Genomic DNA, 26,523 nt, shown 5'->3' with positions numbered 1-26,523 from the left:
CATTTGGCCAATCGCACAACCGAACTCGAACTCTCCATGGATTGCGTTGCATATGCGTATCATTAAAATTAACGCTCTCCTCTACCACATTTCCAACCTCCGACCCCGACATGTCGCAATAAATCCCAGCAAATGACTCGGAATCTGACAATCGCATATATATCCAAAATCAGAGCCCTTGCGGAGTATAATTGGTAACCGATCACAGGGGGATAAAAAATAGCAGCTATGCCTCTACTTTCTTGACATCCCTTCTGGCCTCCTTCAATAGGGTGGCTATAGCAATTTCCTCTATGAAGCGACCGCAGGAAATACCCGCCAACGTAGGGGATTGAGGGGATGTTAAAGATTTTTATTCCAACCCTGTGATCGCTTACCATATTTGAGCTCCTCAAGGGCTATCAATAACCTTGTAAGCTCCTTTCTCGCCCTCGGCGACTGGACAATTCTGAAAAAAGTCAAGGTAGTATAACCTAAAGTGTGTAAATTTCAATTGCAATTTTCATAAAAAGGGCTTATTCTTCCAGTATTTCAAAATTGACCAATCATCATCTTGAAATTATCTGGAGGAATTCGTTCATGGAAAATGTTGCTATTAAATATGCTGATTGTCAAGAAAATAGTTCTGATAATTTATTTGAAACCACTGACCAATTGATACCCAATGGTGAAGAGTTCTTTGATATGCTGGAACAACAGCTTCGGCATATTGCCCGAATTACCATCATTAACACGATTAATGATGAATTTGAAACGTTTATTGGAGCAGCACCTTATCAGCGATCTGATGATCGAACTGATTCCAGAAACGGGTTTCGCTACCGAAGCTTTGAGACTCGATTTGGTGTCATCAAAGCTATTCCCATTCCCAGGTCTCGAACAGGGCGATTTATCACCAAATTGTTCCATCGATGGAACCGCCGTGAAAACAAGATTACTCGAGCCATTGCTGATCTGTTTGTCAATGGCATCAGCACCCGAAAGGTGAAAAAAATCACCCAAGCGATCTGGGGGCGCAACTATAGTGCGACCACGGTTTCCCGATGTAATCAAGTGCTGAAAGAAGAATATCTGAAATGGATGAATCGTCCCATCAGCCACCAGATTTGCTATCTGTTTCTGGATGCAGTAAATTTGAAAATTAGGCGCCATTGGATCTCCAAGGAAGCATTACTTTGTGCTATTGGCATTACCGAAGACGGTAAAAAAGAATTGTTAGGATTCCTGTTAGGCGGTCGGGAATCAACCGCCAGTTGGGAAAGTCTGTTGTTGCTACTGTTACAACGAGGGCTTTCCGCTGATCACTTGAAACTGGTTACCGTCGATGGCAATGCTGGTCTCCTCAGTGCCCTGGGTTCGCTATTACCAGGGGTGACCATCCAGCGCTGTATCGTCCACAAAATTAGAAACATTGTGGGCAAATGTCCCCGCAGCTTGCGGGGCGTTGTTCCTGCTGAGGCCAAGCTCATTTTTTATGCCACCAGCCAGGCCGAAGCACGACAACGGTTCAACGAGTTTCAGGCACGCTGGCATCAACAGCTCCCCCACATCGTTGACTGCCTTGAAAAAGATTTGGAGGAACTGATTGCCTTTTATCAGTTCCCGTATCGACATTGGGCGAAAATCCGTTCCACCAATGTCATTGAACGAGCATTCAAAGAATTTAGACGACGCATCAAGGTCATGGAGACTTTTCCCAATGAACAAAGTTGTCTGAGAATCATGCTCGCTTTATCTAAAATGTTGAATGAAAACTGGGAGTATAAGCCAATTAAAGATTTCTAAATAAATTTACACACTTTTGGAAACTTTGCCGAAAAATCAGCTTTACTTATTTTTATTAAAACTGCTATCGTAAAAGTATCATCGCTCGGCTCTCCTGAAACGATTCTGCCTGCAATATATAGAAATATATTCCTGAGGCAAGAATTTGATCCTTGCTATCCTTTCCATTGAATATAGCTTGATAGTACCCTACGTTTTGATAATCATTCACTAAGGTATTAACCTCCCTCCCATAAATGTCAAAAACTCTGAGACGTACGTTCATCGGTCTCAACAGAACGTAGCCGATAGCTGTTGAAAAATTGAAAGGATTCGGCCAGTTTTGCATTAAAGTGAAGGCCTGTTTTACTTCCGCAGAGTGGCCTTCATATTTTCCTGTGGAAGCTTTATAAAAAGGGATTTCTTTTTCAGTTGAAGATACTAAACGATCTTCATTCCAAACCCAAATCTTGACTTTAACTTTGTTAGGATCTTCAGTTAAATCAGTATTCTTATTAAAAGAGATAGTCAGCACTCCAGTTTCTGAAACAAGAGCAAGTCCCGTGGCATATTTTCGGAAATATAATTTTTTTCCGTTTACATCGCTCGCATCTATCTTTATTTTTACCACATCTTGCATATCTTGAGGAAGATCGCTTATTATATTCACATTTTTAATGATTGGAGCGGGGATTTCGGCAAGGCTAGCGACTTTGTCAGATTTGATAATAACCGAATCGATTTTTCTGCTAATTTGCTCTATGGTTTTAGAGTCAAATTGACTTTTGTCCCTTGGACTAATGAACGTCAATACATTATTTCGTATAAAAATAATTGAACCTGTTAATTCGATCGAATGCCAACAATTATCTCCTATAAATCCATTATTAAGCGGATAATCAATCATATTTCTGAGTAATAGGGACGACATATCTAATCTTTCAACCATAGCCATTTCAGCATCTGAAATCGAAGTAAAAATCCAATAATCAAGTTCAACAGTATTAAGATATTCTGGTCCGACTTCTCGATATATTTCTTCCAGAGGAAACTTAGCTAATAGTCCTGCATTTGCTGGTACATCTTTAAATTGATATTCATTTGGAGGATCCCCCCAAACTCCTCTTCTTACATGAAATCCATTTAAAGCTTGAGATTTTGATTCTGTAAAAATAAATACAGAGAGGAAAATATAAATTAAAAATGTCACTAATCTTAAATTCATTCGATGTTTCATTTCTTTTCTCCTTTAAATTAATTTGGATTTACTGCTCTACTATTTGGGTAGTGTATACTTGGGAATTAGCTGGAGGATTTCCATCAATCAAAAAATAATTATAATCGCTTTGGCTCATATTCGTAGGAACTCTTGGAGTTCCATATCGATCTACTCTTAGGCTGGAATCATCTACCAAATTATTTATCCAACCATACTGGTGGTAACTCCAATAGACTATGCGCCAACCAAAAATGCTTCCAATTGGATCAATTTCTTTTGTTTTTATTCCTGACCATATTCTCTTACTATGTGATTGAGAGCCAACTGCTGCCGTAAAAACATCTACCAAATTTCCACAATCTGTACAATTTACTTTCACGTTATTTTTAGAAGTTATGTCATCTAAAAAGCTTCCAAGTTTTAGCTTATCATAATCAGTACAGTAATAGCTTGAATAATCATAATCAATATCTCCATCTATATCGCCCATATTATAGATACCCTCTGTTATCTTTTTAACAACATTAGCTTCGCTTGATTGCCCGCTCGCCCAATCACAGGAATAATCCAGCACATCGGTCCAGGGCACGGACATCGGCGCCTGTGGTTCATCCAGCACCGTATAATATTCATGCTCCCCACTTTCAGCAATCCATATCGGCTCTTCAAACTCAACTTCATCGATATACGTTACATACCAGTTCCAACTGAAACTTCGAATGCCCACACTGTTAGGAACCGAGCCTGAACACTCCAGTGTTTGTGTGGCATATTGCGTGTCATTAAAATTCACACTTTGTTCTGGCACATCGCCAATCCCCGACCCCGACATGTCGGCATAAATCCCCGCATAGTTAAATCCCGTGCGATCGATCCAGAAACGGGCCTCGATAAAACGGTCACTCTGCGACTTGATATAGGCCATGGGCTCATTGCGATTGTAGGCTGGATACCATTCGGGCACCTGCACCCCCGTGGAATTATTCTTTTTGATTGTCAGCGCATCGTAGCTATAACTCGAGCTATTATAATTAAATTTGATATAAATCAGATCCATCTCTGGCGGCCAGGGTAGGCTATAGACGGAAGGCAAAAAACCAGATAAACTAAATAAGCAAGCCATTATCGCAATAATTGTTCTTCTCATGGCTACGCTCCTTTCTGATTATTTTAGTTTTCTAACTATTGCCTAGTTCCCTTTCAGCTTAGCCAGGAAGGGATGGTTGGCCACTTCGGCATCGGGATAATTCTCCAGCACCTTTCGAAACGCTTGCTCAGCCTGCTCCGCCTGATGCAAAAAGACCAGATAAATGCGCCCAATCTCAAATTGTACTCGGGCACAAAACTCCTTATCAGAATAAATTTTCTGATCCAACAGTTGTTGCAAACGCTCGATGGCTGGCTGAAATTTCCCCCGCTGAACATCCACCCACGATAACCCATACCTGGAATATGCCACCACTTCCATATTGTCAGGATAGGTGTTGATCACCTGCTGGAATATCACCTCAGCAGAATCCTTTTTGCCCAACCAGGCATAGCAAATCCCGACGTCATAATGGGCCTCTGCCTCTTTGCCACATGCTTCGCTAGGCATGATCACCTGCCGATATTCGCCGATCGCTTCGCGAAGCTTTGACTACCTCCCCTTTGTCAACGGAAATAGACTTCTGCAAAATGCTAATTTCACCGTCATTCCGAACGGAGCGCAGCGGAGTGAGGTATCTATATTTATTATTGAATCATTTGATTAACCAGATTCCTCGCTTCGCTCGGAATGACATTTTTTCTTATTTTGCAGAACTCTAATTTGGTTAAGTTTAGCGCATGTTAAATAAAAAAAGCCTCCCCCGTTTCTTATGAACGACAATAAGAGTCGGAGCAGGCTTTCCGACGCAATTTCACCAAAGCATCCTTCGCCATACTTTCAGCCTTCTGCTGTTCCCAAGGCCAGTCGCGCACCCGAATGACTTCGGCTCTTATCACATTATGACATTTATTCAATGAACATGGATCTTATTCGTTTTGGGTTGGCTTCAAGGAGCAGGAACCAGTTTTCAGTGATCAGTTGCCAGTGATCAGTAATCAATTTTCAGTGATCAGTAAAACAGCGAGCAGTTAGCAGTTGAACAAATTTTCACATCCGCATTGTGTTGAAAAAGTTGACTCAGATTGCCAGCCCTTGGTTGAATTTTTCTGGTTTAAATTAAAAAAAAAAAAATAATGTCAAGAATTTTTTTTAGCTTTTGCAATTTTTTTGAAAGCGGTAACTGATGGAAAATCAAAGTAATTTGGGACTATCAATTTTTGGTTAGTAACATAGTTGCTCATTGCTATCAGCATGTGGTCAAAAACAGTAGGGTTGGTGGCGAGAGAGCGAATTTTGATGGAAAAGTCTCGATGCGCCTCAGGAGATTAGGAAACTGGACGACAATAGCCTGGTAATAATTTCGTTTGATTTTTAGTGCAAGTTTTTTTATTTTATTGGACAAAATTGAGACGAGCAGCAACATTAAATTTTGCCAATGGCAGAATACATCTCGTACGAAGGTCCATAAGTTTCGCAAAGAGGATGAAAAGGAATTCCGAATGATCTATTTCGACAACACCGCCACTTCCTTCCCCAAGCCGTCCTGCGTGCTGGAGGCGATGGCGAAATTTCTCAATGAAGTCGGCGCCAACCCTGGTCGCTCGGGACATCGGCTGGCCATTGAAGCGGGCCGAATTGTTTACAGTGCACGGGAGGCGGTGGCAGAACTGTTTCATGTCGCGGATCCCATGCGAATCGTGTTCACTTCCAATGTCACCGAGGCGTTGAACCTGGCGTTGCACGGTCTGCTAAAATCTGGCGATCATGTCATCACCAGCAGCATGGAGCACAATTCCATGATGCGGCCGTTGCGCTGCCTGGAGCAAAAGGGTGTCGGAGTGACCGTGGTTCCATGTTCCCAGCAGGGGAGGCTCGATCCAGCCGCTATCGAATCCGCCATTCGTCCCAACACCGTGATGATTGCGCTGAACCATGCTTCCAACGTGGTTGGAACGATTCTGCCTGTGGCTGAAGTGGGCCAGATCGCTCGAAAACATGATCTGCTGCTGCTGGTCGATGCGGCGCAGACGGCGGGAGTGTTGCCCATCGATATGGAAAGAGATGCCATCGATCTCCTGGGCTTTACGGGGCACAAATCGCTCTACGGGCCCATGGGCACAGGCGGCTTGATCATCGGCGAGCGGGTGAATTTGAATAAATTTGAGCCGATCAAATGCGGCGGCACGGGCAGTCGCTCCGAGCACGAAAGTCAGCCTGAATTTCTGCCCGATAAGTTCGAGAGCGGCACGCCCAATGCCGTGGGCCTGGCAGGATTGAACGCCAGCCTCCGCTGGATTTTTGAGCAGGGCATCGAGAACATTCGCTCCCATGAAATCCGTTTGACCCAGCGATTGCTGGCGGGGCTGAAATCCATTGCAGGAGTTGAGGTCTATGGGGAGCAGCAGGCCGAAAAACAGATCGCCACGGTGTCGTTCAATATTCGGGGCAAAGCACCATCAGATATCGGTTTGCGATTGGACGAAGAGTTCGGCATTCTTTGTCGGGTGGGATTGCATTGTTCGCCCGCTTCGCACAAGACCATCGGCACATTTCCCATAGGCACGGTGCGCTTCGGGCTGGGATTTTTCAACACCGAAGCTGAGGTCGATTTTGCCATCGCTGCTGTCAGAAAATTGGCTGAGGAGGAGCGATGACCCCATCCCCCTACGCCGTCATTCTGGTCTATTCCACCAACCACGCCATGCGCATCGAGCGATTGTTGAATCAGCAACATATCGAATGCAAATTGATCCCCGTTCCCCGTCAACTCAGCTCGGATTGCGGGGTGTGCGTGCGGTTTCAGCGAGCGGATCGAGAAAAAATTGTGAACTGCCTGAATGGTGCTGGGATTGAAGTTCAGGGGATTTTTGAGATTTGAGCCTTAGCATAATCCTCTCGAAGGTTCTGAACCTTAGCATGGTTGACGTTCAATTCTCCTCTTTGATAGCGTGTCATTGAACTCACAAAAATTTGAAGAATACACGTCATTGCGAGGAGCGAAGCGACGAAGCAATCCTGTTGTTCACTGTTAATACTTCAAGAGATTGCTTCGCTCCTTCGTCGCTCGCAATGACAGCGCATTTTTGTAGTTGACTGGTTTTCGTTCAGGCACTATCTAACTTCAACTAATCAGGCTTTAAGGAAAATAATTTGAAAATGCAAAACAAAACGACTTTAATGATTTTCGGAGGTCTGATTTTATTTATTGGAATTGTGATCCTTTCCGTTTATTCCCTTAATCATAAAACTTCTCTGGATCCAATGCCCCAATCCAATAACACTCAAAAATACTCCAACATCAAAGCCCTGGCGATTCGGCTGGCGCCATTTCAGGATTTGCGGAAAAGCCTGGATAGCCTGGTCAACCTGCATCAAATTGAAGCGGGCTGCATTCTCTCCTGTGCTGGCAGTCTGCGCCAGGCCGCCATCCGCTTTGCTAATCAAGATGAAGCGACATTCCTCAATGAAAAATTCGAGATCGTTTCGCTATCGGGCACGCTCTCGAAAAACGGCTCGCATTTGCACATTGCGATTTCCGATAGCACGGGCAAAACCATCGGCGGGCATTTGATGGAGGGCTGTCTGATTTATACCACTGCGGAGATTATGATTGGGATTTTGCCTGAGCTGAAATTTGTGCGGGAGCATGATCCAAAGTCGGGATATCGGGAGTTGGTCATTTATCGAAAGTAAACTTTTCAAAGGTTTTCAAATTTTGGCAGAGCTTTTGCTTTCGCCTTCAAATTCTACCTTTTCATAAATCTCCGCCACTAAAAGTTCACACCCAATAGATTCGATCTGAATTTTCTCGTCAGCCGATTTGTATTCCGAAAAGAGCCACGAGCGATCGGACTGTCGGACATAATGCTCAACATGGATGTTATCTTGAGCGACGAGAATATAATCTGTTAACGAGCTAATTGTTCGATAGTGTGTGAACTTGATTCCTCGATCATAGTTTTCTGTGGTCGGGGATAAGACTTCGATAATCACAATGGGATTTAATAAAATGTCTTCTTTCTCATCTTCAAATTGAGGTTTTCCGCATACGATGACCACATCAGGATAAGTGTACAATCCTGTTGCAGTGACCTTCACCCGCATGTCACTGGGATATACCTCACAGGTTTTTTTTCGGAGTTGCTGATGCAAGTTAGAATAAATATTCCCAGCAATCAGATTGTGTTCCCGAGTGGCACCTGCAAAGGCAAACATCTCGCCATTAAAGTACTCGCTTTTATATTCAGCCTGTCGCTCAATTTCCAGGTATTCCTCTGGCGTTAAGCGTCGTTTAGGTTGAATCGACATGATGTTTCTCCATGATTGCTTTTTATTAATACAGCGATAAGAAAATTATAAATCTTCCCGCTAAAAATTTCTCCAAGTGAATATGAGCCAAAATCGAGCGATTAGCGGTTTTCGATCTCTAAATTTTCATAAATCTTTGCCACTGATAACTCACAACCAACAGACTCAATTTGAAATTTATCAAGAATGGAACCATACTCTGTTAGCAGCCATGAGCTATCTGACTGCCTGGCGTAATGTTCGACATGGATTTTGTCTTGAGCCACGAGAATATAATCCGATAATGAATTAATCGTTCGATAATGGGCAAACTTTGTACCTCGATCATAATTTTCAGTGGAAGGAGATAGAACTTCGATAATCACAATGGGATTGAGTATTATATCTTCATGCTCATCTTCAAATTGAGGTTTATTACAAACGATGAAGACATCAGGATAAGTATATAAACCTGTGGCACTGACTTTGATTCGCATATCATTAGAATGGATATTGCATTTGCGCTTTCTTACCTCAGGGCCCAAATGCAATATTAAATTTATAATAATTGTATTATGCTTAAAGCTAGCACCAGCAAAGGCAAACATCTCTCCATTGAAGTACTCGCTTTTATATTCAGCCTTTCGTTCAATTTCCAGATATTCTTCTGGTGTCAACCGTCTTTTCGGTTGAATAGACATCGCCGTTCTCCTCAATATTGCTCGTTTTAATTTACAAAAAAATACTACCGATGTCAACAACAAATTTGCCAGCGCTTTATTTCATTCTGGTCACTGGCAAATTCCACCACGCCACATTCGGATGAGCGTGATGCTCCCAATGAAAGCCGCCAAAATGATAGCAGGTGAGCAATGACAAGAAGACGGGCATTCGCACACTCCGTGCCCGATGTTTATCTTTGTAGCCTTCCACTGTCTCCCGATGCGGCAGAAATGTTCCGAAATAGAAAAGCTGGAAGGTACTCAATAGCGAAGGCGCCACCCAGAACAGCAGCAAATTGGGAATGGGAATGTGAAACAAATGCAGCAATACGTTGAACAGAATCGCCATGCCCACGATCTGCTTCCAGGTGATGTAATTTCGGATAAAATGCACATACCACTGGAAGAAACTTTCATGCACCCCATCGTGAAAATCGGGATCCTGGGGACTGGCTGGGTACTTGTGATGATCCCAGTGCTTGGTCAATAAATTTTTATATGAAAACAGGGCATAGACAAACACGACGAACGTGCCAATCGCATCATTTATTTTTCGATTGCCAGGAAATACAGCGCCGTGCATGGCATCGTGAGCGGTGATGAACAGGCCTGTGTAGAGGAATGTCTGCCAGAGGATGGCGAGGGGAATCAGCCAGGGATTAAGTTCGGACAGGTTTCTGGTGAGCAGAAATATTAAGCTGGCTGCCCAGAGGGCGAGGAGGGTAAATACAATGAGCAAGCATTTCATTGAATTTGACGGATTGGATTTTTTCATTAGGTATCAAGCTTTTATTATCTTATTTTGAACTTCTGCAGCTTTGGGATGCGAAGCAGAAAAGCGTCAGGTATGCGAGCAGTCGCTTGGCTCCATTTATTCAATTACAAAGATTTATTATCAAGCTGCTTTATGCGATTTAGTAACTCTGAAACATAACCGAGGCTTTCATTCAAACCTGGTTTATAAGCACTTGGATGAGCACACTCATTACGTTTGGATAACAATCCCAACAAAGTTTTCGTTTCAGACTTTGAAAGCAATCCAACATCACGTGCAGCTTCAATCAACTGAAATTCTGGAACATTCTCTCTAATTTCTTCGATTGTATTATATCTGTTCCATCCTGTTCTTACGGACTTAACCTTGATTAATCCATCTGAAGAGAGCTTTTGTTCGAGAAAATCCATAAACCCAGCCCATGCCATCACATGAGCTGCACGAAAAATACCTCTTTCAATGCAAACTAATGATTGTTGAAAAAGCTCATCTTGTTGAAGAGATAGCATATTCAATATGCTCCTTGTTTTATCAAGAGAAAATATGCGTGATTTAGAACTCTCATAGCCTGATAAAATTAGATGAGCTTCTCCCTTAAATGCATGGGCTTTTTGCCTCAATGTATTAGCTATTTCTATTGTCATTCCATACCTTATGACAGAAGATGTTTTTTCATTGATGAGAACAATCTATCGTATACGTTTTCATCAGTTGTTTCTGGAAGAGTAAGTTGAATGTTTATATTGATAGTAATCCCTTTCCCTAAATCTTGAATAATTTTGATAGGCGCTTCAGGAATATCTTGTGCCAATTTTCCAATCTGTAATGGCAATGGTTCTTTATAAGCAGCACTTTCCAAATCAGTAAGCTCACAAAGATTTTTAAACGTTGTCACTGTTTTAGCTACAACTTGTGATCCGCCTGTAGTTTTTGTACTAAAAAAGGATTTTAATTCCTCTTCTTTCGGCGATGAGCATCAGGGTAGGTTTTGAAAAGCTCAGCATAGCCATCAAGAATAGCCTCTGCTAAAACGATTCTTGAACGAGTTTTATCACGATAGTTTTTCCATCTGTCAGTAGGTTTGCCAGATTGGTCAATAAAGCCAATAAACTTAAGCACTGGAATGATGGTAGGATCATTTGAGGCTTTCATTCCGATTGATCCAATCCATTTTTTGTCGACCGTGTCAGGTACACCTAATTGTCCAATTTTTTCAAAAAAGGACTTTAATTTTCCTGTCACAGATGTATAAGGGAAATCGGCCATTTTTATTAGTTCCTATAGTTTTAATTTGAATTAAAAAATACTCCTGTTTGGAGGTCAGCCTCGTGCTTGGCTTCCTCATTTATCTACAATTTTTGCTGGATCAGAAAATTTTTCCCCCCGAAATTATGCCATCCCTCCAAGCCAGTTATTTCATGTAAGTGAAAAAATTATTTGCAGCAATAAGCTGTCGGACATTATATCACGTCTAGGCAAAGCTTCACCTGCAGCAAAATTTTACATTTATTACAACGCAAAAGCCACAACATCCATTGTCCTCTGGCTGGCAACACTCTTACGTTGCAGCTTAATGCGTTCAATTTCGTGCAAAGTTTTTGCTTCTAGATAGCTTACTCCACAATGCGGGCACACAATGATAGGCACATTTTCAATTACGAGTGCATCCTGGCCTCGGCCGTAAATTCTCGTAATACGTTTCTCTATCACTCCCGCAGCACCGCAATTATCGCACTTTATTTTTTCATTACGTTCGTTTGATTTATTAAGCATATACAGCTCCGAAAATATTTTAAAGTGAATATGCTGTGATAATAAACAATCGTCCTGTGGGCCCAAGCTTAGCTATAACTTCCATTAAATTTTCGTTAACCGCAAATCCAAGAATGCGATATTTTGTTTCATTGGTCTGACGATCTTTTTGGCGCTCGACAATTTTCCCTGTCAGGATACATCTTTCGACATCGAAAACACTTAAATCCTCCGCAGCTAATTCTTCATCTGCGTGAAGGGTTATAACGTAGTCTCCAGTACGAATCTTGTTGCGCATTCGTTGCAGGATGTTATCGAACAATCCTTACTCCATCTGTTGTATTCTGTCAGCAAAGTTAATCTTTATTGTCCATATGGTGCATTATCTTCCTGCTGAAAATTCAATAGAGTTTTTATCCAAAATCATTCAATTGAGCTTCTTAGGCTAATATAATATAGCAAATTATTTCTATTTGTCAAGCGCTAATTTCTTTGATAAAAAAGCCTGCGGTCGCTTGCCAGGCTCGCTCAGGTTCTCCTATTTCAAAATCACCATCCCAAAATAAACAAGCTGGGCAAAGTAGGCATGAAACACAATGGCGGGCAGTTTTGCTTGGAACAATCGGAGTCGCAAGCCAATGATGGCAAAAATAAAACTGATCATAAACCAGGCGATAAAATTCTGAATTGGGATCGAGTCGCCCAGCCAGGTCCAGTATCCCAATTTCATGGCCGCTGGCTCCATCACGATGTCAAACAGCACCATGAGCAGGCTGATGCTGATGGCTTGCAAGATAAAATGATAGCTGGAAAATTTGGGCAGAATTCGCTGCACCACGGCGGTGGAGGTGAGCAACATGCAGAGCCAGGCAAAGCCGATGGCAATGGGCACGCCTAACAGGATCGGCTGCAACGTCTCGCCATAGGCATAATTTCCAAAAATTTTGCCAGTTTTCACACCGAGCCACTCAATCCAGAAACTGGCGATAATCACCAGCATCGACCAGCCAAGCAATCGCCACCTGGATTGTTGATCAGGCAAAATTTTAAAAATAACAGCAAAAGCGATGATCGACAGGGCAATCAGCAACGGCGCCGCCAGGAGGCGCATCAGCGTTTGAAACACGCCCAGCACGTGCCAGAGTCCGCCAGCGAAGAGGAAGAAGTAGAGGGCGGCAATAGCAATTGTGGTTGAATAGGATTTTAATTTTTTCATCTCATTCTTCGTTAAATTAGAGTGTTGGAGTACTGGAGTTTTGGAGCATTGAAGGAGGAATCCATTCCTCCATCGCTCCAGTACTCCATTGATCCAACACTCCATCACTCCATTTTAAAACTCCACTGAAACTCCCCCGACAGGCAAAGTCTTATACTGCAACACTCGCTCCCGAGTCCCATCGTCGTTGTAGTTATAGTCCCAGATATTGTCCCGATTGTAGATATTTACCAGATCGAAAAAGATCACCAAATTCCAGGTGTCAAAAATGAAGCGGCGGTCGATGCGGAAATCGAGCCGATGGTAGGCGGGAAAGCGCTCGGCATTGAGCTGCTGTTGCTCGGTCACCACCCACTTGCGCAAGTGCGGATAATAGACAGGGGCGGTGAACGGTCGACCGCCCAGGTAGCGGAACTTGCCGCTCAGTTCCACTTCGTCAGCAGGGAAAAACGGCAACCATGACAACGCCTTGAACCAGGCCTTATGCTTCATATTCACAAACCAGAGCTTGTTCTGCAAGTTCTTCTTATAGCCCGTGATCAGCGTCAGCACATTGCGGTAGTCGTAATCCCAATTGTATTTGGTGTTGAATCGGGGATCCGTGGCCTGGGAGATCGAATGGGCATAGCTCACAATGGCGGAGAAGCCTGTGGTGATTTTCTTCTGAAAGAACAGCTCGAATCCCTTTGACTCGGCCGTGCCCGCATTGACGTAGCGCTGATCATTGTAATCGAACGGATCGACCGTCGTCAAAGTTTTGTTCATCGGCACATCGGAATATTTTTTGTAATAGGCCTCCACCACCAGCTTGATGTCGTCCCTGAACAGATATTCCACGCCTGCGATATATTGATCCGTAAATTTATTCTTCAAATCCTTATTGAGCGGATTCGCCGCCAGCTCGATGTAAGCGGGCGATTGATAATGCTTGCCATAAGCCAGGTTCAACGTCAATTTGGGGTTGACGAAATAAGAAAATCCCAATCGAGGGCTGACGGATGAAAACTGGTTATAATCGAAATAATCGTAACGTACGCCTGAAGTCAATCGAAAATGCTTTAAGAAATCCAGCGAAGCCTGGGCATAGAGCGCTCCTTTGTATGAGCCGATGTTGCGATTGATCCGCAGCTCGGGATAAATTTGGAACGTGTCGATGATGGCTTTGGGATTGGGGCCGAGGTAATCATAGACGAACAATGTATCCGCCTCATCCCAGATGTCATAATCGAACTGCACCCGTTTGAGCGAAGCGCCGAAATTGAGCTCCAGATTTTTATGCGCCTGGAGGACAAAATCGGATTTCAAAGTGTATTCCGACTCGGTGGAATTATTGGTGAAATAAATGTCCCTGATTTTGGGGGCAGGCCGTTCATACACATCCACAAAGAAGTTATTGCGCACGCCTGAAGCAGTGACCAACGAGTAGAAATTTTTCGCCCAGAAAGACCGCCAGGTCAATCCCAGCACATACGTAGAATTTTTGGTATCAACATTTTCGGCGCCTCGACCGTACCCCGCCTTGTCGCCTTCTTCGATATTGATGTTATCATTGCCATAGACCGAATTGATGAACACCGTATTCTGGGGATTGATGTTGAGCGTCATTTTGCCCTGCAAATTGTAATAATGCGGGACCGCAGTCAGGCCCGTCGAGGAAATGATGAGATCGAGATAACTCTTACGGGCGGAAAAGATGAAGCTACTGCCACTGGATCCAATCGGTCCTTCGGCCAGCACGCCGACTCCCGCCATGCCGAGACTGCCTTCGGCTCGAAACCGTTCGGTCGAGCCATCCCGCAGCGAGATGTCCATCACCGAAGACGCCTTGTCCCCATATTTGGCGGAAAAGGCGCCTGCGTAAAAATCAATGTTGCGCACCATGTAGCTATTGAGCATGTTGATCGGCCCGCCACCAGCGCCCTGGATGGCGAAATGATTGGGATTGGGGATTTCGATATTGTCCATCAAAAATAAATTTTCGCCAGGATAGCCGCCTCGAATGATGATCTCGTTGATCTGGTCGCTGCCCGAAACCACGGCGGGAAGCGCCTGCACCGCCCGCTGAATATCCACCAGGTCGCCTGGGCTGCGGCGGATCTCTTCAAAATCCATGCTGCGAGTGCTGACCACAGCCTCCTTCGCCTTCTGGAAATAGCTGGCCGTCACCTCGACCGACTCCACCTCCAGCGCCGTCTCCTCCATCTGCACTTCCAGCACGGTAGAACGATTCGGGTTGACAATGACGTTGCTCTTTTTGACGGTGATATAGCCGAGGTAAAAGATCGTCAGATTATAGCTGCCTGGTTGCAGCCGCTCGATGACGAAATTCCCTTTCAAATCCGTGGCCGCACCCTTGTTAGTGCCATCGATGACCACGTTAGCGCCGACCAATGGCTGCAAATTTTTCTTGTCCACCACCTTGCCTGTGATGCTGCCTGGCTTTTGATCGGCGAAAGATGGATGGATGATGAATAAAATTAAGATGGATGTGATGATGTATTTCATGAGATGTTTATTCCTTTGTTTTGATTTATTTTTTCCAACGGATTGAAACAACCCAACGGATAAAATCCCAAATCACAAAAAACAAATCACAAACCTATCCGCCTACTGGCGTGATAATTTTTAAAATTCAAGTCTCAATCACTCAAACGTGTGGAATTTGGGCATTGGGAATTGAAATTTGTTTGTAATTTGATGTTTGAGGATTGGATTTTTAAAACATCCGTTGGAACAAATTATTTTTTAACCAACTTTTTTGCCTCCTGAGCCGATTTCGATAAAGGCGCTTCTTTGATCGCCAATTCAAACATCTGTTTCGCCTTCTCGTGCTGATCATCCTTTTCCAGCGCCTTGCCGAAATGCAGATAGACAAACGCCCGATTGTCTGACGTCCAGGATTCAAATTTTTTATGCTTGATAATGAATTCAAAATCTTCGATAGATAGCGGCAATCGGTTCATCATTTTGGGCACCTGATAGCTATTCATCGCCCGAATCAATCGCACATCCAGATCATCGGGATTCATCTGGATCGATTTGTCAAGCTGCTCGAAGCCCTGTTTAGCAAACTTGACTTTGGTCCAGGGCATACTGGCATCCCTGGCTTTCAGGCTCAAGACGCTACCGTAATACCCCGTAGCATAGGCATTGTTTGGATCCAGCGAGAGGGCCTTTTTGAGCAATTGCTCGGCCTGCTCCACGGCCTTGGAATCCCCTGCCACGCCCAGATCATGATAATGAACCCCCAGGGCGATCAATGCCTGGACATTATTGGGATCATTTTTGAGGACGCTCTTTAGTGAATCGACGTTAGCTTGAGCCAAGAGAGAAGATGCCAACAATATTCCAAAAACTGAGAATAGAATCCTTTTCAATTTCAAATCCTTTCTGATTTTTTTTTAGGTTGCCCAACTGATTGATGAGTCCCACGGATTTTTTAAAATCTTTGGTAAACTGATTCCATCACCTCGAGCGATGGAATCAGGTCTCGTATCAATTTTTCTTTTTATCATCCAGCAGCTTCAGCAGCTCAGGGTCTTTGCATTCTTTATCATCTTTGTGCCTGGGATCTTCACACTGTTCTTTAATCATAAATTGCTTAATCAATTCTTTGGCCCGATCGAAACGAACCCGTCCCTCATGGGCCATTTGATTAGCGACCTTGATGGCCAATTCGCCCAATGCACCAGCAAAAACCGCCACGTTCTTGGCGTGCAGCGTCATGTGTCCCTTCTGGATGCCCTCAGTGGCCAGCGTCCAGATGGCAGCGAAATTCTGGATCAACCCCGCAGCCCCGATCACCTGAGCCAATTCCGATGCGGTTTCCACATTCATGATCTTCAGCAAAATTTTTACGCCAGGATGTATTTTGGTGATCCCTCCCACGATGCCAATGGCCATGGGGATTTCGATTTCCCCACAGAGATGACCAATTTCATTAAAATAAAATTTGGTCACTGGCTTGTATCGGCCGTCTCGGGCAGCGTACGCATGAACACCTGCCTCTACGGCTCGCCAGTCATTGCCTGTAGCGATCAGCACACCATCGATGCCGTTCATCACGCCTTTGTTGTGCGTGGCCGCTCGATGGGGATCGGCCTCGGCGAAGTGATAAGCTTTGACCAGTCGTTCTGCGGCCTCTCTCCCACTGAATCCCGCCCGTGCCAGGCAATCGACATTGTTCAGCTCAAACTTGACTTTCACCATCCGCCGATCCGATAGATTCGAGACGATCTGGCAGATGACCGTACCGTTCACCAGCTCAGCAATGATCGGGCCCAAATTTTCAGCCATGGTATTGACGATATTAGCGCCCATGGCGTCCCGACAATCCACCAGCAGGTTGGCGATGACCATCGAACCGCTGAGCGTATCGATAATTTCGACTTCGATATCCCGTGCGCCGCCGCCAAGTCGGACGATGGTGAAATCGTTTTGATTGGCCACGCTAAGCAATCGCTCTTTGTTCTCCAATATTTTCTGCTTTGCCGCTTCAGGATCTGCCACATCGGTGATTTGGATCTGGCTAACCATGATCGGCTCGGTGGCCTGGCCAACCATGGTGCCGTTCTCCCGAATCAATCGGGCGGCGTTGCTGGCTGCTGCGACCACCGAGGATTCCTCAATGGCCATGGGCAACAGATAATCCTTTTCATTGAGCCGCAAATTCACCGCAATTCCCAGCGGCAGACCAAACACACCGATGGCATTTTCGATCATGATATCGGCCAATTCGGGCGTCAACGTTTCCCGCTTCAAGATGAATTTTTCATTTCGAGTCAGCTTTATCCATTCGTCCAATTTATCCAATCGCTGCGCCAGATCGAGCTTGTAGAAACCAGGAATACGAGAAGTCCGTCCATTTGTCTCAAATTTTAAAGTCGGTTTATGAGTTTTCACTGTCGTTTCCATATCATTCACTCCTTTCACAAATTTCTGAATCTCATTCCCCCTTCCCCTTTCAGAGAAAGCGATAAATTTTGGGAATTCTACTACTCATTATCCAAAACATTTCGAATTATAAAAAACAAAATCCAAATAGTTTTCCATCCCTAATTTCTAAATGCAAATATTGGCTTTCTCTTTTCAACGGCTTCAGAATATGGGATGGCTTTTGGCTTTGTGTATTGCTTTTTGAAATTTTTTTGTCATTTGATTATTCTTTTTTGGAATTTTCTCAAACGCATTAAAATTCATCAAAATATTTGACCCCAAAATGCTCCATGATATCCGAATAGAATCGGCTGTGGTACTTCAGCACGGGCGATCTCTTGCATCGATTCCGCATCAAGTATCAATAGGTACGATCGCTCAGTCCGTTCATCAAGAATGACAGACAAAAGAACACCATCGTCCTCTCGGGTCCGATAGGGCATGCCGACAAAAATCGGCTCGCCTGGATAACTATGCTCTTCAAACCAGATTTTCGTCTGGCCGCCCTTGAGATCGAATTTCACCAGTTGATTGTAAAACCCCTGGCGCTTGTTTTTATTGATACTCACGCCATAGACAAACCGATAATTGCCATCAAATTGATAACGCTGATAATCGAAGTTGCTCAGCTCCAGGCATTCATCGGATAGGATTTCCTGGCGAATCGTTTTGGTTTTCAGATTGATGCGGTAGCGCCGCAGATCACCGAATGGGATTTCATAATCTGGGGTTTTCATTCGATCGAGGTAGAACGCTTTGATCACCTCGGCATCGGGATAACCGTTCATATCCACCACCAATTCATCGCCCTGTTCGAAGGCGTTGATATGATGAAAGGCGAAAAACGGATCGGTTTTGATTTGGGCGATCACTTTGCCCGAGGCCCGCTCCATGATGTGAAACACGGTGCCCCGCTTCGGCTGCCATTTGAAATTTTCGATGAACGGCTTGATCTGAAACAGCAGCGCCAGCGGTTGCACCACCAGTGGATATTCAGTCAAAATCAAGTAGTTTGGGCTCAAACCGAAGCTGTGCATGTAGGCTGGCTTGCTGACGGGAATTTCGCCCACGACCTTGGTCCGCCCGTCAGGAGAAATCCGCACGAAACGATAATGGCTCACCCGACTGAATCGGGTGATCAATTGATAAACCATATTTTCATTGAGATCAAACTGCGGATGGACCGTGGTGATGTGTTGCTTGTACTTTTTCTCATAATAAAAAACGCCCAGCGCCTTCATCGTCTTCGGATCGAATTCGAGCTGCTTCGATGTCTCGCCCAGTGCCAGGTATTTGCCCGCAATTTTAGCCAGATTGACTTTGGCGCTATCGGTGATTCGTTGATCGAACACAGCAAAAATTTTACCCAATCGAGAGCGGCTTGGATCGGTGGCGAATTCCGAATAGCGCACCAGTCCTGTTGCCATGGCTTCATCGTAGGCAGCACAGTTGAGAAATTTATTTGAATATTTCACCTTGCCTTCGGCAATAACAAATTTATGCAGCATGGCCAGGCCATCGAACCAATGGCGATATTTTTCATGTGCCAGCTCGAACGTCCCAGGACCATTGCGGAACAGGGTGCCCTTCAGCCAACCTGGGATTTTGCCTGTGACTGGCAAATCCTGATTTGTGAATTCGGATTTGGTTTTCGTCAGGCCCAGATCGTAAATTTTTGACATATACTCTCACCTTTTTTGATTTATACCCAACGGATGATAAAACAACCACGGATAAGCTTCCTGAAAAAACATCTGGAGCGGTCTTATCATTCGGGAAAATATTATTTTTTTGCCCCGCTGATGATAGAACATCCTCTGATAATTTTCCTAAGAAACTATCTGCAGCGGTCTTATCATCCGTAAGGATTCATTTTTTCTCCCCATGGATAATATAACAGCCACCGATAGCCTACCTGAGAAAATCATCCGTGGTAGTTTTATCATCTGTGGGGACTTTTAGCTTTTATTATAGACTCCTCGTACTTGCAACTCTTCCTTACCAAAATTTACAAATAGCCCAAATCTCACGTTTAATTTTCTCAAATATGTCAATGTTCTGGCAATATCATATGATGAAATTTCATCAGCAAGCGCTTTTACCCCAAGCAGAAATTTGTCATTAACCAATAAAAATGGAATTTCAAAATTTCTCAAAAAAACGTCATCGAAAAATATTGGGACTTCAACATCCATTTTCCAATTCATATTCTTAAAACTCAATTCAGCTTTCAAAAGCTCATAATAAATCCTGTCGCCATATCCCAATCCGTGAATTTCAAACACATTCAATATTGCTTTTCTTATTTCGGCCAATTCCTTTCTGTCATCATCACAAAGTCGATTTTTAAAATGATCATAATTTTCAGATAATTTTTTATCTTTTTCAGAATAGAGCGACCTTTGGATATTCGCTTTTTCAAATCCAAAATTTATCAATAAGCCAAGTTTCTTGTTCCAGAATTTTAAATATTCAAGCATTTGCCGAAGATGGTCTTGCGAAAACTTGCTTTGAATAACTTTCAATTCCAGAATGACAAGGTCTTCAATAAGAAAATCACATTCAAAGGTTGCGATGCTTTTCCCTCGATGAAATAATGACTCTCGCTGTTTCGATTTGTGCTGAATCCCATTCTTTTCAAAATAGCATTTCAAGCCTTGATGATAAATTTCCTCAGTAAGCCCATATCCGAGGTGATTATGAACATAAAATATCGCTTTACGGATTTGATAAGTTAGGTTGCCATAAAGCAAATCCATAATCGGATAACCCTCCCTCTCTTTTGCCCCGCTGATGATAGAACAGCCACGGATAATTTTTTTAAAAAAATATCAGTGGTTGTCTTATGATCCGTGAGGATTTAATTTTTCTCTCCCAACGGATGATAGAACCACCACAGATGACATATAAGAAAAATCATCATCGTTAATCCTATCATCCGTGGGGATTTATTTTATTTCTCACAACAGATGATAGAACAGCCACAGATAGCTTTATTAAAAAAATCATCAGCGCTAGTCCTATCATCCGTGGGGATTTAATTTTTCTCTCCCAACGGATGATAGAACCACCACAGATGACATATTAGAAAAATCATCAGCGCTAGTCCTATCATCCGTGGGGATTTAATTTTTCTCTCCCAACGGATGATAGAACCACCACAGATGACATATTAGAAAAATCATCAGCGCTAGTCCTATCATCCGTGGGGAAATAAATCAACTTGGATCAATTAATTCTGCCGCAATCTTCCCCGACGAAAGCACGGCTGGCACTCCTGCCCCAGGATGCGTCCCTGCTCCGACAAAATAAAGATTGTCGAATTCCTCCGACTTGTTGTGCGGCCGCCAGTAGCCCGATTGGAGCAGACTGGGCTGCACGGCAAACGCTGCTCCGAGATAGCTATTCAGCGTGTTCTGAAAATGCGGCGGATCGATATGATGCAGCGCAATAATATTCGCACGCAAATCTGGCAGATAATGATCCTCCAGATATTTTAAAATCTTCTCTTTGTACGGCTCGATCTCTTTCTCCCAATCAATTTTAGCCCGCAGCGTCGGCACCAGGGATAACACGTAAAACGACTCGCAGCCCTTCGGCGCAATGGACTCATCGGTGATCGTCGGCATGTGCAGATAAAGCGAAAAATCTTCAGGCAGTTTGTCCCCTGTGGTAATATCTTTGAGCAAGCTCTTATATCGAGACGCAAACATGATATTGTGATGCGCCAGTCGAGAATCGAGATAGCGCCTTTTCGTGCCAAAATATATCACTACCAGCGACATGCTGTACTTCATTTTGTCAATAAAACGATTGGTGTACTTCTTGCGATATTGTTCGGGGATCAAATAGCGATAGGAATAGGACACATCGCCATTGCAAACCACCACATCGGCAGCCTCTTTCGTCCCGTCAGCCAACCGCACGCCCGTCACTTTGCGACCGTTTACCAAAATCTCCTTGACTTCGGTTTCAAGATAAACTTTGCCGCCGAGCTCTTTGAACAGCCGTCCCAAACCTTCCACTACCGAACCTGTTCCGCCAATGGCGTAATGAACGCCCCACTCCTTCTCAAATTGAACGATCAATGTGTATAGTGCAGGCGTTTTGAACGGACTGCCGCCCACCAAGAGCGGGTGGAATGAAAAGAACCGCCGTAGATATTCATCTTTGATATAGCGAGAGACGAACGTATAAGTGCTCAACTGCCCCTGTAGCCGCATCACGCCAGGCATGATTTTCAGCATTTTCTTGAATTCGAGGAACGGCTGATCGGTGTAGGGATGAAACAGATTGAACATCTTTTTGGTCTGCTCAACAAATTTATTGTAGCCCTTCACGTCCGCAGGATTCCATTTCTCGATCTCCTTAATCATGTCCTCGTGTCGATGCCGATAATCGAATGAACGGCCATCGGGCGCAAACAGGCGATAGAACGGATCAAGCGGCACCAGCTTGAAATAATCTTCCCGCTTCTTTCCTGCTGCCTCGAATATTTCATCAAAAATATAGGGTGCTGTCATAACGGTCGGTCCACCATCGAATTTGAATCCATTAATTTCGTACTGATAACCCCGACCACCCAGCTTGTCCCGCTTTTCATACAAATGCACTTCATGACCTTTGGCAGCCAGCCGATTGGCTACTGCCAATCCGCCAAACCCACCGCCGATAACGATTATCTTCTTTTTCATCAAATATTCCCTCTCTCGCTAAGTTGATTTTTGCTTTGCCTGTCGTTGAATATGATTGCCCAAAGATGATAAAACAGCCAGTGATTTTATTAAATTTTTTTTTCACAAATAGCCTCGATTATCCGTGGCTGTAATATTGTTCTTGGTAAGTGCAACCAAAAACCAGAACTACAGAAATTAGATATCAAAATCTTTAAAGATCTAAACCAAATTTTGCATGAATCTTTGGTCTCTATACAACTCCTCCAATCTAAAAACAAAAACTTTGTTTGAAAGCATACTGTTTACTGATCACTGGTCACTGCTTATTTGCAACCGCTGACTGAAGGCTGCTGACTGCCAACTGATTACTGATCACTGATTACTGATCACTGATTACTGATTACTGATTACTGCCCACCTCTCACCCGAATCTCCCTCCCTTTCCACCGAATCGTCCCCCGATTGATGCTCAAAAATGAATTCAACCCGATGAAAACTGCATAAAGCATGGAAATCGGATGCAACAGGACGCTCACCCAGAAGGGATGTTTGTATTTGATCGAAATCAGAATTCGGATCAAAAGATTCATTCCAATCGCCACCAGAGCCAGCGTTCGGACAGCAGGGACCAGCCATAACACATACGGACTCACAAAGGCGATGAGCATGGAAAAGATGATCCCGAAAAAAACAATGTTATTATACCCAGCCAGCCCATAAAAGTTTTTCGAGAAGCCATGCCAGACCTCGTTGGCGTTCTGGTACATACGGCTGAACACGGCATCCGTCCCCGCTGTGGTTAAAATTTTGATCCTTTTTTTCTTCGCCAGCCGAGCTAAAAAAGTATCTTCCACCAATTCATTTTTCACGGTCTCGTGGCCGCCGAGTTGCTGATAGGCCTCTCGGGTGAAAGCGATCCATTGCCCATTGGCAGCCGCCATGGATGGGAAGGGCAGATAGTAAGTCGCCCAGAGTGGCAGGGTGCCATAGACGAAAATATCCATGATCGGCACGATCATCTTCTCTGCCAGCGTCACGGTCCACTGCTGCGGAAAGGCGGAGATCAGTCCCAGCTTCAAATTCTGAATGTGCGCCACCGTATTCTTCACGGCGAAGGAGGCATGGCGATTATCCGCATCGGTGAAAATGAAAATATCACCCGTGGCGACCTGGCTGAGTTGATGACAGGCCCAGTTCTTGCCCAGCCAGCCATCGGGCAGGTCTTTGCCGTTAATAGATTGGATTCGCTCGTCCCGCTTTTGATGCTCCTGAATCACCTGTAGGGTATTATCATCCGAATGATCGTTGAGCACAATGATTTCGAAATTCGGATAATCCTGTTTTGTCAGCCCATCCAGGCATTTGCCGATGTTCTGTTCCTCATTCCGAGCGGGGATCAGAATCGAGACTTTAGGCGTTGTTCGTAGTTTCGGCGCTCGGGCGATCCTGGGTGCGGTGAAAAAGTTTAACAGCGTGGTTGAGAGAATCAGAAAAAGGATGCCCAGAGCGATGTATAAAATGATTTCCATTGTCTTTTAGTTGAGTGGTTAAGTAAGTTGAGTGAGTTAAGTAAAAAGCAAAAAGAATTTTCTCCAACGGATTGAAACAACCCAACGGATTTAATTTTAAGATTTCATCCGTCAGGTTATTTTGTGCAAATTAGCAATTGGCGTCGACATAAGAGTGTAATGTCATTCAGAGCGACCGCAGGGAGCGAAGAATCTCTTGATCTATCGAAAGTACGTGCATTTATCTAAGGGATTCTTCGTCGCTACGCCCCCAGACCGTGCGAAAATAACAAATAGATGACCAAAATAGTCATTCCGAGCGAAGCGAGGAATCTGGTTAAAGTACAATGTTTTTGTGAGATAGGGATTCCTCACTCCTCCGCCAGTTGGCGGATCCGTTCGGAATGACAGGCAAATCAATCATTTTCACACACACTGTCCTCAGAGTGACAGCGTTTTTCCATTCATGTGCTTAGGTTGACGGGCATGGCCATCTGACGGATTGGAAAAAAAATTATTTTCTCCCAAACAATCGATCCATTTTGACATTTATCGACCCCCTCCCTATCAAAATCTGCCTTCCTTTTTCTCCTCGATTTATCTTTTCAGCCAGATCATCCAACAAACCCAATTCAATGCTCTCCAGCCATTTCACGCCCTGAAAGGAATCAGTATCGACGATCAAATTCTGGCCGAATTGGAAAAAGACCTCAGCCCGTTGCTCGCCGCCGTACTCAGCTCGGATGGCCAATGGCAGAATGTTGATCGGTTTCTGGTACAATTGAATGATCGCCTCGATCCCCTTCTTAAAATTCAATGGCCGTTTGCCCCAGGGGAGCAAAATGCCCTGCGGGAAGATGGTGATCATCACATTCTTTTTCTGCAAGAGCTCGACTGTGTAATTCAATGATTCATTGACATTTTCCCTATCACCAGGCGTAATGCCGAATGCCCCAATGCGGGCGAAAAATCTGTATTTGGCAAGCTGGCGATCCAGCATCATCAAATACGGCTCTCGCTTCAAAATCTGATCGTTCAGCAGATAGACAAAAAATCCATCCCACCACGTGCTGTGATTGGGGATCAGCAGCAGCGGCAAATTGGGATCAGGCTGCGGCAAGTCGCCGAACAGATGAAACGCATGAAACTGCCGCTTCATCAGCCGCATCACGTAGATATGAAAGACAAATTTTGCCCAGCGAGTGGGATTGGCTTTGATCATTATTATCTTTTCTTGACAGGATGAACAGGATTGACAAGATGATAATTTACAGGATAAATTTTTTAATATCCTATCCTGCAAATCGTGTTAATCCTGTCTGGTATTTTTATTTTACTAATCCAATAATTGTTGCTCGATTTTTTCAACCAACTAATAGTTGAATCCAACTGATGACAACCATTAAGAAAATCCGTTGGCTTCATCTATCCGTTGGGCATAAGACAATCATTTTTTGCCAAATACTGATTTCCCCAATTACCTAACCTCATTAAGCCAAGACCAATAAAAACTCTTGGTCTCAGAGCCTCCAGTTGGCGGTCCGCCTTTTGGCTGATTTAAAGGTCTCAGAAAAAAATCTTGATTTTAAATTCTGATACCTTTCATTCCACCAACTGGAGAGAAATCTGTAAGTCCAATACTTATGCAAAAAACAGATTCCTCACTTCGTTCGGAATGACAATGTCGTTACAAATTCAATAGTTTTCGTTCGGGCACTAATTACCCAATTACCAAATTACCCACTTACCCCAATTTTTCCCTCACCATCCTCACCCTACTCCTCAAAACCTCCCCCATCAAAATCCTGAGCTTCTTGCCAAACGGCACATACACCCGCCCCAGGAACGGATTGTACCCCCTCGCTTCGATCTTCCGCAGAATGCCCTGATAGATTTTGCTGGCGGAATAGATGGCAAATTGGGAATCGGTGTTGAGCATGGGAATGCCTGCCTGCGCCTCGAGATAATACTGATGCGCTCGATCCACCTGGAATTTGATCAATTGGCGGAATTGGTCGTTGAAATTCTCGTTCAGCACATCCGCCTCAGTGAGACCGAACTGCTGCAGCTCATCCAGCGGGAGGTAGATGCGCCCCATTTCTTTATCCTCTTTCACATCTCGCAGGATGTTGGTCAACTGCATGGCAACGCCCAATTTCTCAGCGTATTCGAACGCCCGATCGTCCTTGTAGCCCATGATGTGCGTCATCATCAGTCCCACCACGCTGGCGACCCGATAGCAGAACACGTACAGCTCATCAAAATTCTGATAGCGAGTGGCTTCGATGTCCATCTCCACGCCCTTCAGCAGATCGAGCGGATATTCGATGGGAATGCCGTATTTTTTCGCCACCAGAATGAACGGTTTCAAAATTGGGTGCTCAGATTCGCCCCAGCGATAGGCCAGTCGCAGCTCCCGCCGAAAGCAAGCCACCTCACTGATCAACTGCTGCTTGGGTCGGTTCCTGGGATTATCGATCAAATTATCCGAATAGCGGCAGAAGCCATACACGGCATACGTCGCCCAGCGCTTCTCCTTCGGGAAAAATCGAGCCGAAAAATAGAAGCTCTTGGCCCAT

Annotated in this window: 25 protein-coding genes; 4 read left to right on the top strand and 21 right to left on the bottom strand. The window is 44.3% G+C overall.

Translation table 11 applies throughout. The features are described from left to right. Positions 1-579: 579 nt before the first annotated feature. A complete protein-coding gene (locus ONB37_17190; protein MDZ7401895.1) occupies positions 580-1,785 on the top strand; it encodes an IS256 family transposase in 1,206 nt (401 codons plus the stop codon). A 64-nt stretch (positions 1,786-1,849) separates the two neighbouring features. Here ONB37_17190 and ONB37_17185 read toward each other — a convergent pair whose 3' ends face one another. Genes ONB37_17185 through ONB37_17175 form a run of 3 tightly spaced genes read right to left on the bottom strand, consistent with a single transcriptional unit; the run spans position 1,850 to position 4,580 of the window. After that, a complete protein-coding gene (locus ONB37_17185; protein MDZ7401894.1) occupies positions 1,850-3,001 on the bottom strand; it encodes a hypothetical protein in 1,152 nt (383 codons plus the stop codon). 28 nt (positions 3,002-3,029) lie between these two features. Beyond that, entirely contained in the window at positions 3,030-4,130 is a 1,101-nt protein-coding gene (locus ONB37_17180) for a hypothetical protein (GenBank protein ID MDZ7401893.1), read from the bottom strand. Positions 4,131-4,172: 42 nt separating this feature from the next. After that, entirely contained in the window at positions 4,173-4,580 is a 408-nt protein-coding gene (locus tag ONB37_17175; GenBank protein ID MDZ7401892.1) for a tetratricopeptide repeat protein, read from the bottom strand. 992 nt (positions 4,581-5,572) lie between these two features. Between ONB37_17175 and ONB37_17170 the strand changes: the two genes are divergently transcribed. The 3 genes from ONB37_17170 (at position 5,573) to ONB37_17160 (ending at position 7,766) form a co-directional block, all read left to right on the top strand. Further along, positions 5,573-6,727: an aminotransferase class V-fold PLP-dependent enzyme gene (locus ONB37_17170; protein ID MDZ7401891.1), complete on the top strand. Its 1,155-nt coding sequence runs from the start codon at positions 5,573-5,575 to the stop codon at positions 6,725-6,727. Continuing rightward, positions 6,724-6,951 (top strand): DUF3343 domain-containing protein, encoded by a 228-nt coding sequence (locus tag ONB37_17165; GenBank protein MDZ7401890.1) that lies wholly within the window; start codon positions 6,724-6,726, stop codon positions 6,949-6,951. Before ONB37_17170 ends, ONB37_17165 begins: the two co-directional genes overlap by 4 nt. A gap of 278 nt (positions 6,952-7,229) precedes the next feature. After that, on the top strand, positions 7,230-7,766 hold the full coding sequence (locus ONB37_17160) for a DNA-binding protein (protein ID MDZ7401889.1): 537 nt from the start codon (positions 7,230-7,232) through the stop codon (positions 7,764-7,766). Positions 7,767-7,781: 15 nt separating this feature from the next. Here the strand turns inward: ONB37_17160 and ONB37_17155 are convergent, their stop codons facing one another. From ONB37_17155 to ONB37_17070, 18 genes are all read right to left on the bottom strand, one after another. Beyond that, a complete protein-coding gene (locus tag ONB37_17155) occupies positions 7,782-8,381 on the bottom strand; it encodes a Uma2 family endonuclease (protein MDZ7401888.1) in 600 nt (199 codons plus the stop codon). Positions 8,382-8,482: 101 nt separating this feature from the next. Next, on the bottom strand, positions 8,483-9,061 hold the full coding sequence (locus ONB37_17150; protein ID MDZ7401887.1) for a Uma2 family endonuclease: 579 nt from the start codon (positions 9,059-9,061) through the stop codon (positions 8,483-8,485). Between the two features lie 76 nt (positions 9,062-9,137). After that, the gene (locus tag ONB37_17145) at positions 9,138-9,857 is read right to left on the bottom strand and encodes a fatty acid desaturase (GenBank protein MDZ7401886.1); all 720 of its coding nucleotides are present in this window, start codon (positions 9,855-9,857) and stop codon (positions 9,138-9,140) included. Positions 9,858-9,961: 104 nt separating this feature from the next. Further along, on the bottom strand, positions 9,962-10,501 hold the full coding sequence (locus tag ONB37_17140; protein ID MDZ7401885.1) for a hypothetical protein: 540 nt from the start codon (positions 10,499-10,501) through the stop codon (positions 9,962-9,964). 8 nt (positions 10,502-10,509) lie between these two features. Beyond that, complete coding sequence (locus ONB37_17135) at positions 10,510-10,752, bottom strand: hypothetical protein (protein MDZ7401884.1); 243 nt, start codon at positions 10,750-10,752, stop codon at positions 10,510-10,512. A gap of 53 nt (positions 10,753-10,805) precedes the next feature. Continuing rightward, positions 10,806-11,123 (bottom strand): DUF5343 domain-containing protein, encoded by a 318-nt coding sequence (locus ONB37_17130; GenBank protein MDZ7401883.1) that lies wholly within the window; start codon positions 11,121-11,123, stop codon positions 10,806-10,808. Between the two features lie 243 nt (positions 11,124-11,366). Next, on the bottom strand, positions 11,367-11,630 hold the full coding sequence (locus ONB37_17125; GenBank protein MDZ7401882.1) for a type II toxin-antitoxin system MqsA family antitoxin: 264 nt from the start codon (positions 11,628-11,630) through the stop codon (positions 11,367-11,369). Between the two features lie 19 nt (positions 11,631-11,649). Next, positions 11,650-11,931, bottom strand: coding sequence for a DUF4258 domain-containing protein (locus ONB37_17120; protein ID MDZ7401881.1), 282 nt, complete (start codon positions 11,929-11,931; stop codon positions 11,650-11,652). Between the two features lie 216 nt (positions 11,932-12,147). Continuing rightward, positions 12,148-12,825 carry a carotenoid biosynthesis protein gene (locus tag ONB37_17115; protein ID MDZ7401880.1) on the bottom strand — a complete coding sequence of 226 codons (678 nt, stop codon included), beginning with the start codon at positions 12,823-12,825 and terminating at the stop codon, positions 12,148-12,150. A 114-nt stretch (positions 12,826-12,939) separates the two neighbouring features. Next, the gene (locus ONB37_17110; protein ID MDZ7401879.1) at positions 12,940-15,330 is read right to left on the bottom strand and encodes a TonB-dependent receptor; all 2,391 of its coding nucleotides are present in this window, start codon (positions 15,328-15,330) and stop codon (positions 12,940-12,942) included. A 233-nt stretch (positions 15,331-15,563) separates the two neighbouring features. After that, the gene (locus tag ONB37_17105) at positions 15,564-16,166 is read right to left on the bottom strand and encodes a hypothetical protein (protein MDZ7401878.1); all 603 of its coding nucleotides are present in this window, start codon (positions 16,164-16,166) and stop codon (positions 15,564-15,566) included. A gap of 154 nt (positions 16,167-16,320) precedes the next feature. Next, positions 16,321-17,739: a hydroxymethylglutaryl-CoA reductase, degradative gene (locus ONB37_17100; GenBank protein ID MDZ7401877.1), complete on the bottom strand. Its 1,419-nt coding sequence runs from the start codon at positions 17,737-17,739 to the stop codon at positions 16,321-16,323. 284 nt (positions 17,740-18,023) lie between these two features. Further along, complete coding sequence (locus ONB37_17095) at positions 18,024-19,442, bottom strand: carotenoid oxygenase family protein (protein ID MDZ7401876.1); 1,419 nt, start codon at positions 19,440-19,442, stop codon at positions 18,024-18,026. A 276-nt stretch (positions 19,443-19,718) separates the two neighbouring features. Continuing rightward, positions 19,719-20,519 carry a GxxExxY protein gene (locus ONB37_17090; protein MDZ7401875.1) on the bottom strand — a complete coding sequence of 267 codons (801 nt, stop codon included), beginning with the start codon at positions 20,517-20,519 and terminating at the stop codon, positions 19,719-19,721. Positions 20,520-20,978: 459 nt separating this feature from the next. After that, a complete protein-coding gene (gene crtI / locus ONB37_17085) occupies positions 20,979-22,454 on the bottom strand; it encodes a phytoene desaturase family protein (GenBank protein ID MDZ7401874.1) in 1,476 nt (491 codons plus the stop codon). A 389-nt stretch (positions 22,455-22,843) separates the two neighbouring features. After that, positions 22,844-23,965, bottom strand: coding sequence for a glycosyltransferase (locus tag ONB37_17080; protein ID MDZ7401873.1), 1,122 nt, complete (start codon positions 23,963-23,965; stop codon positions 22,844-22,846). Positions 23,966-24,458: 493 nt separating this feature from the next. Beyond that, positions 24,459-25,166 carry a lysophospholipid acyltransferase family protein gene (locus tag ONB37_17075; GenBank protein ID MDZ7401872.1) on the bottom strand — a complete coding sequence of 236 codons (708 nt, stop codon included), beginning with the start codon at positions 25,164-25,166 and terminating at the stop codon, positions 24,459-24,461. Positions 25,167-25,688: 522 nt separating this feature from the next. Beyond that, a partial coding sequence (locus ONB37_17070) for a phytoene/squalene synthase family protein (protein ID MDZ7401871.1) occupies positions 25,689-26,523 on the bottom strand: 835 nt, incomplete at its 5' end.

Source organism: candidate division KSB1 bacterium, assembly GCA_034506395.1.
Classification (GTDB): domain Bacteria; phylum Zhuqueibacterota; class Zhuqueibacteria; order Thermofontimicrobiales; family Thermofontimicrobiaceae; genus Thermofontimicrobium.
The sequence above is the reverse complement of the archived record's forward strand: the minus strand, read 5'-3'. Positions and strand labels throughout refer to the sequence as shown.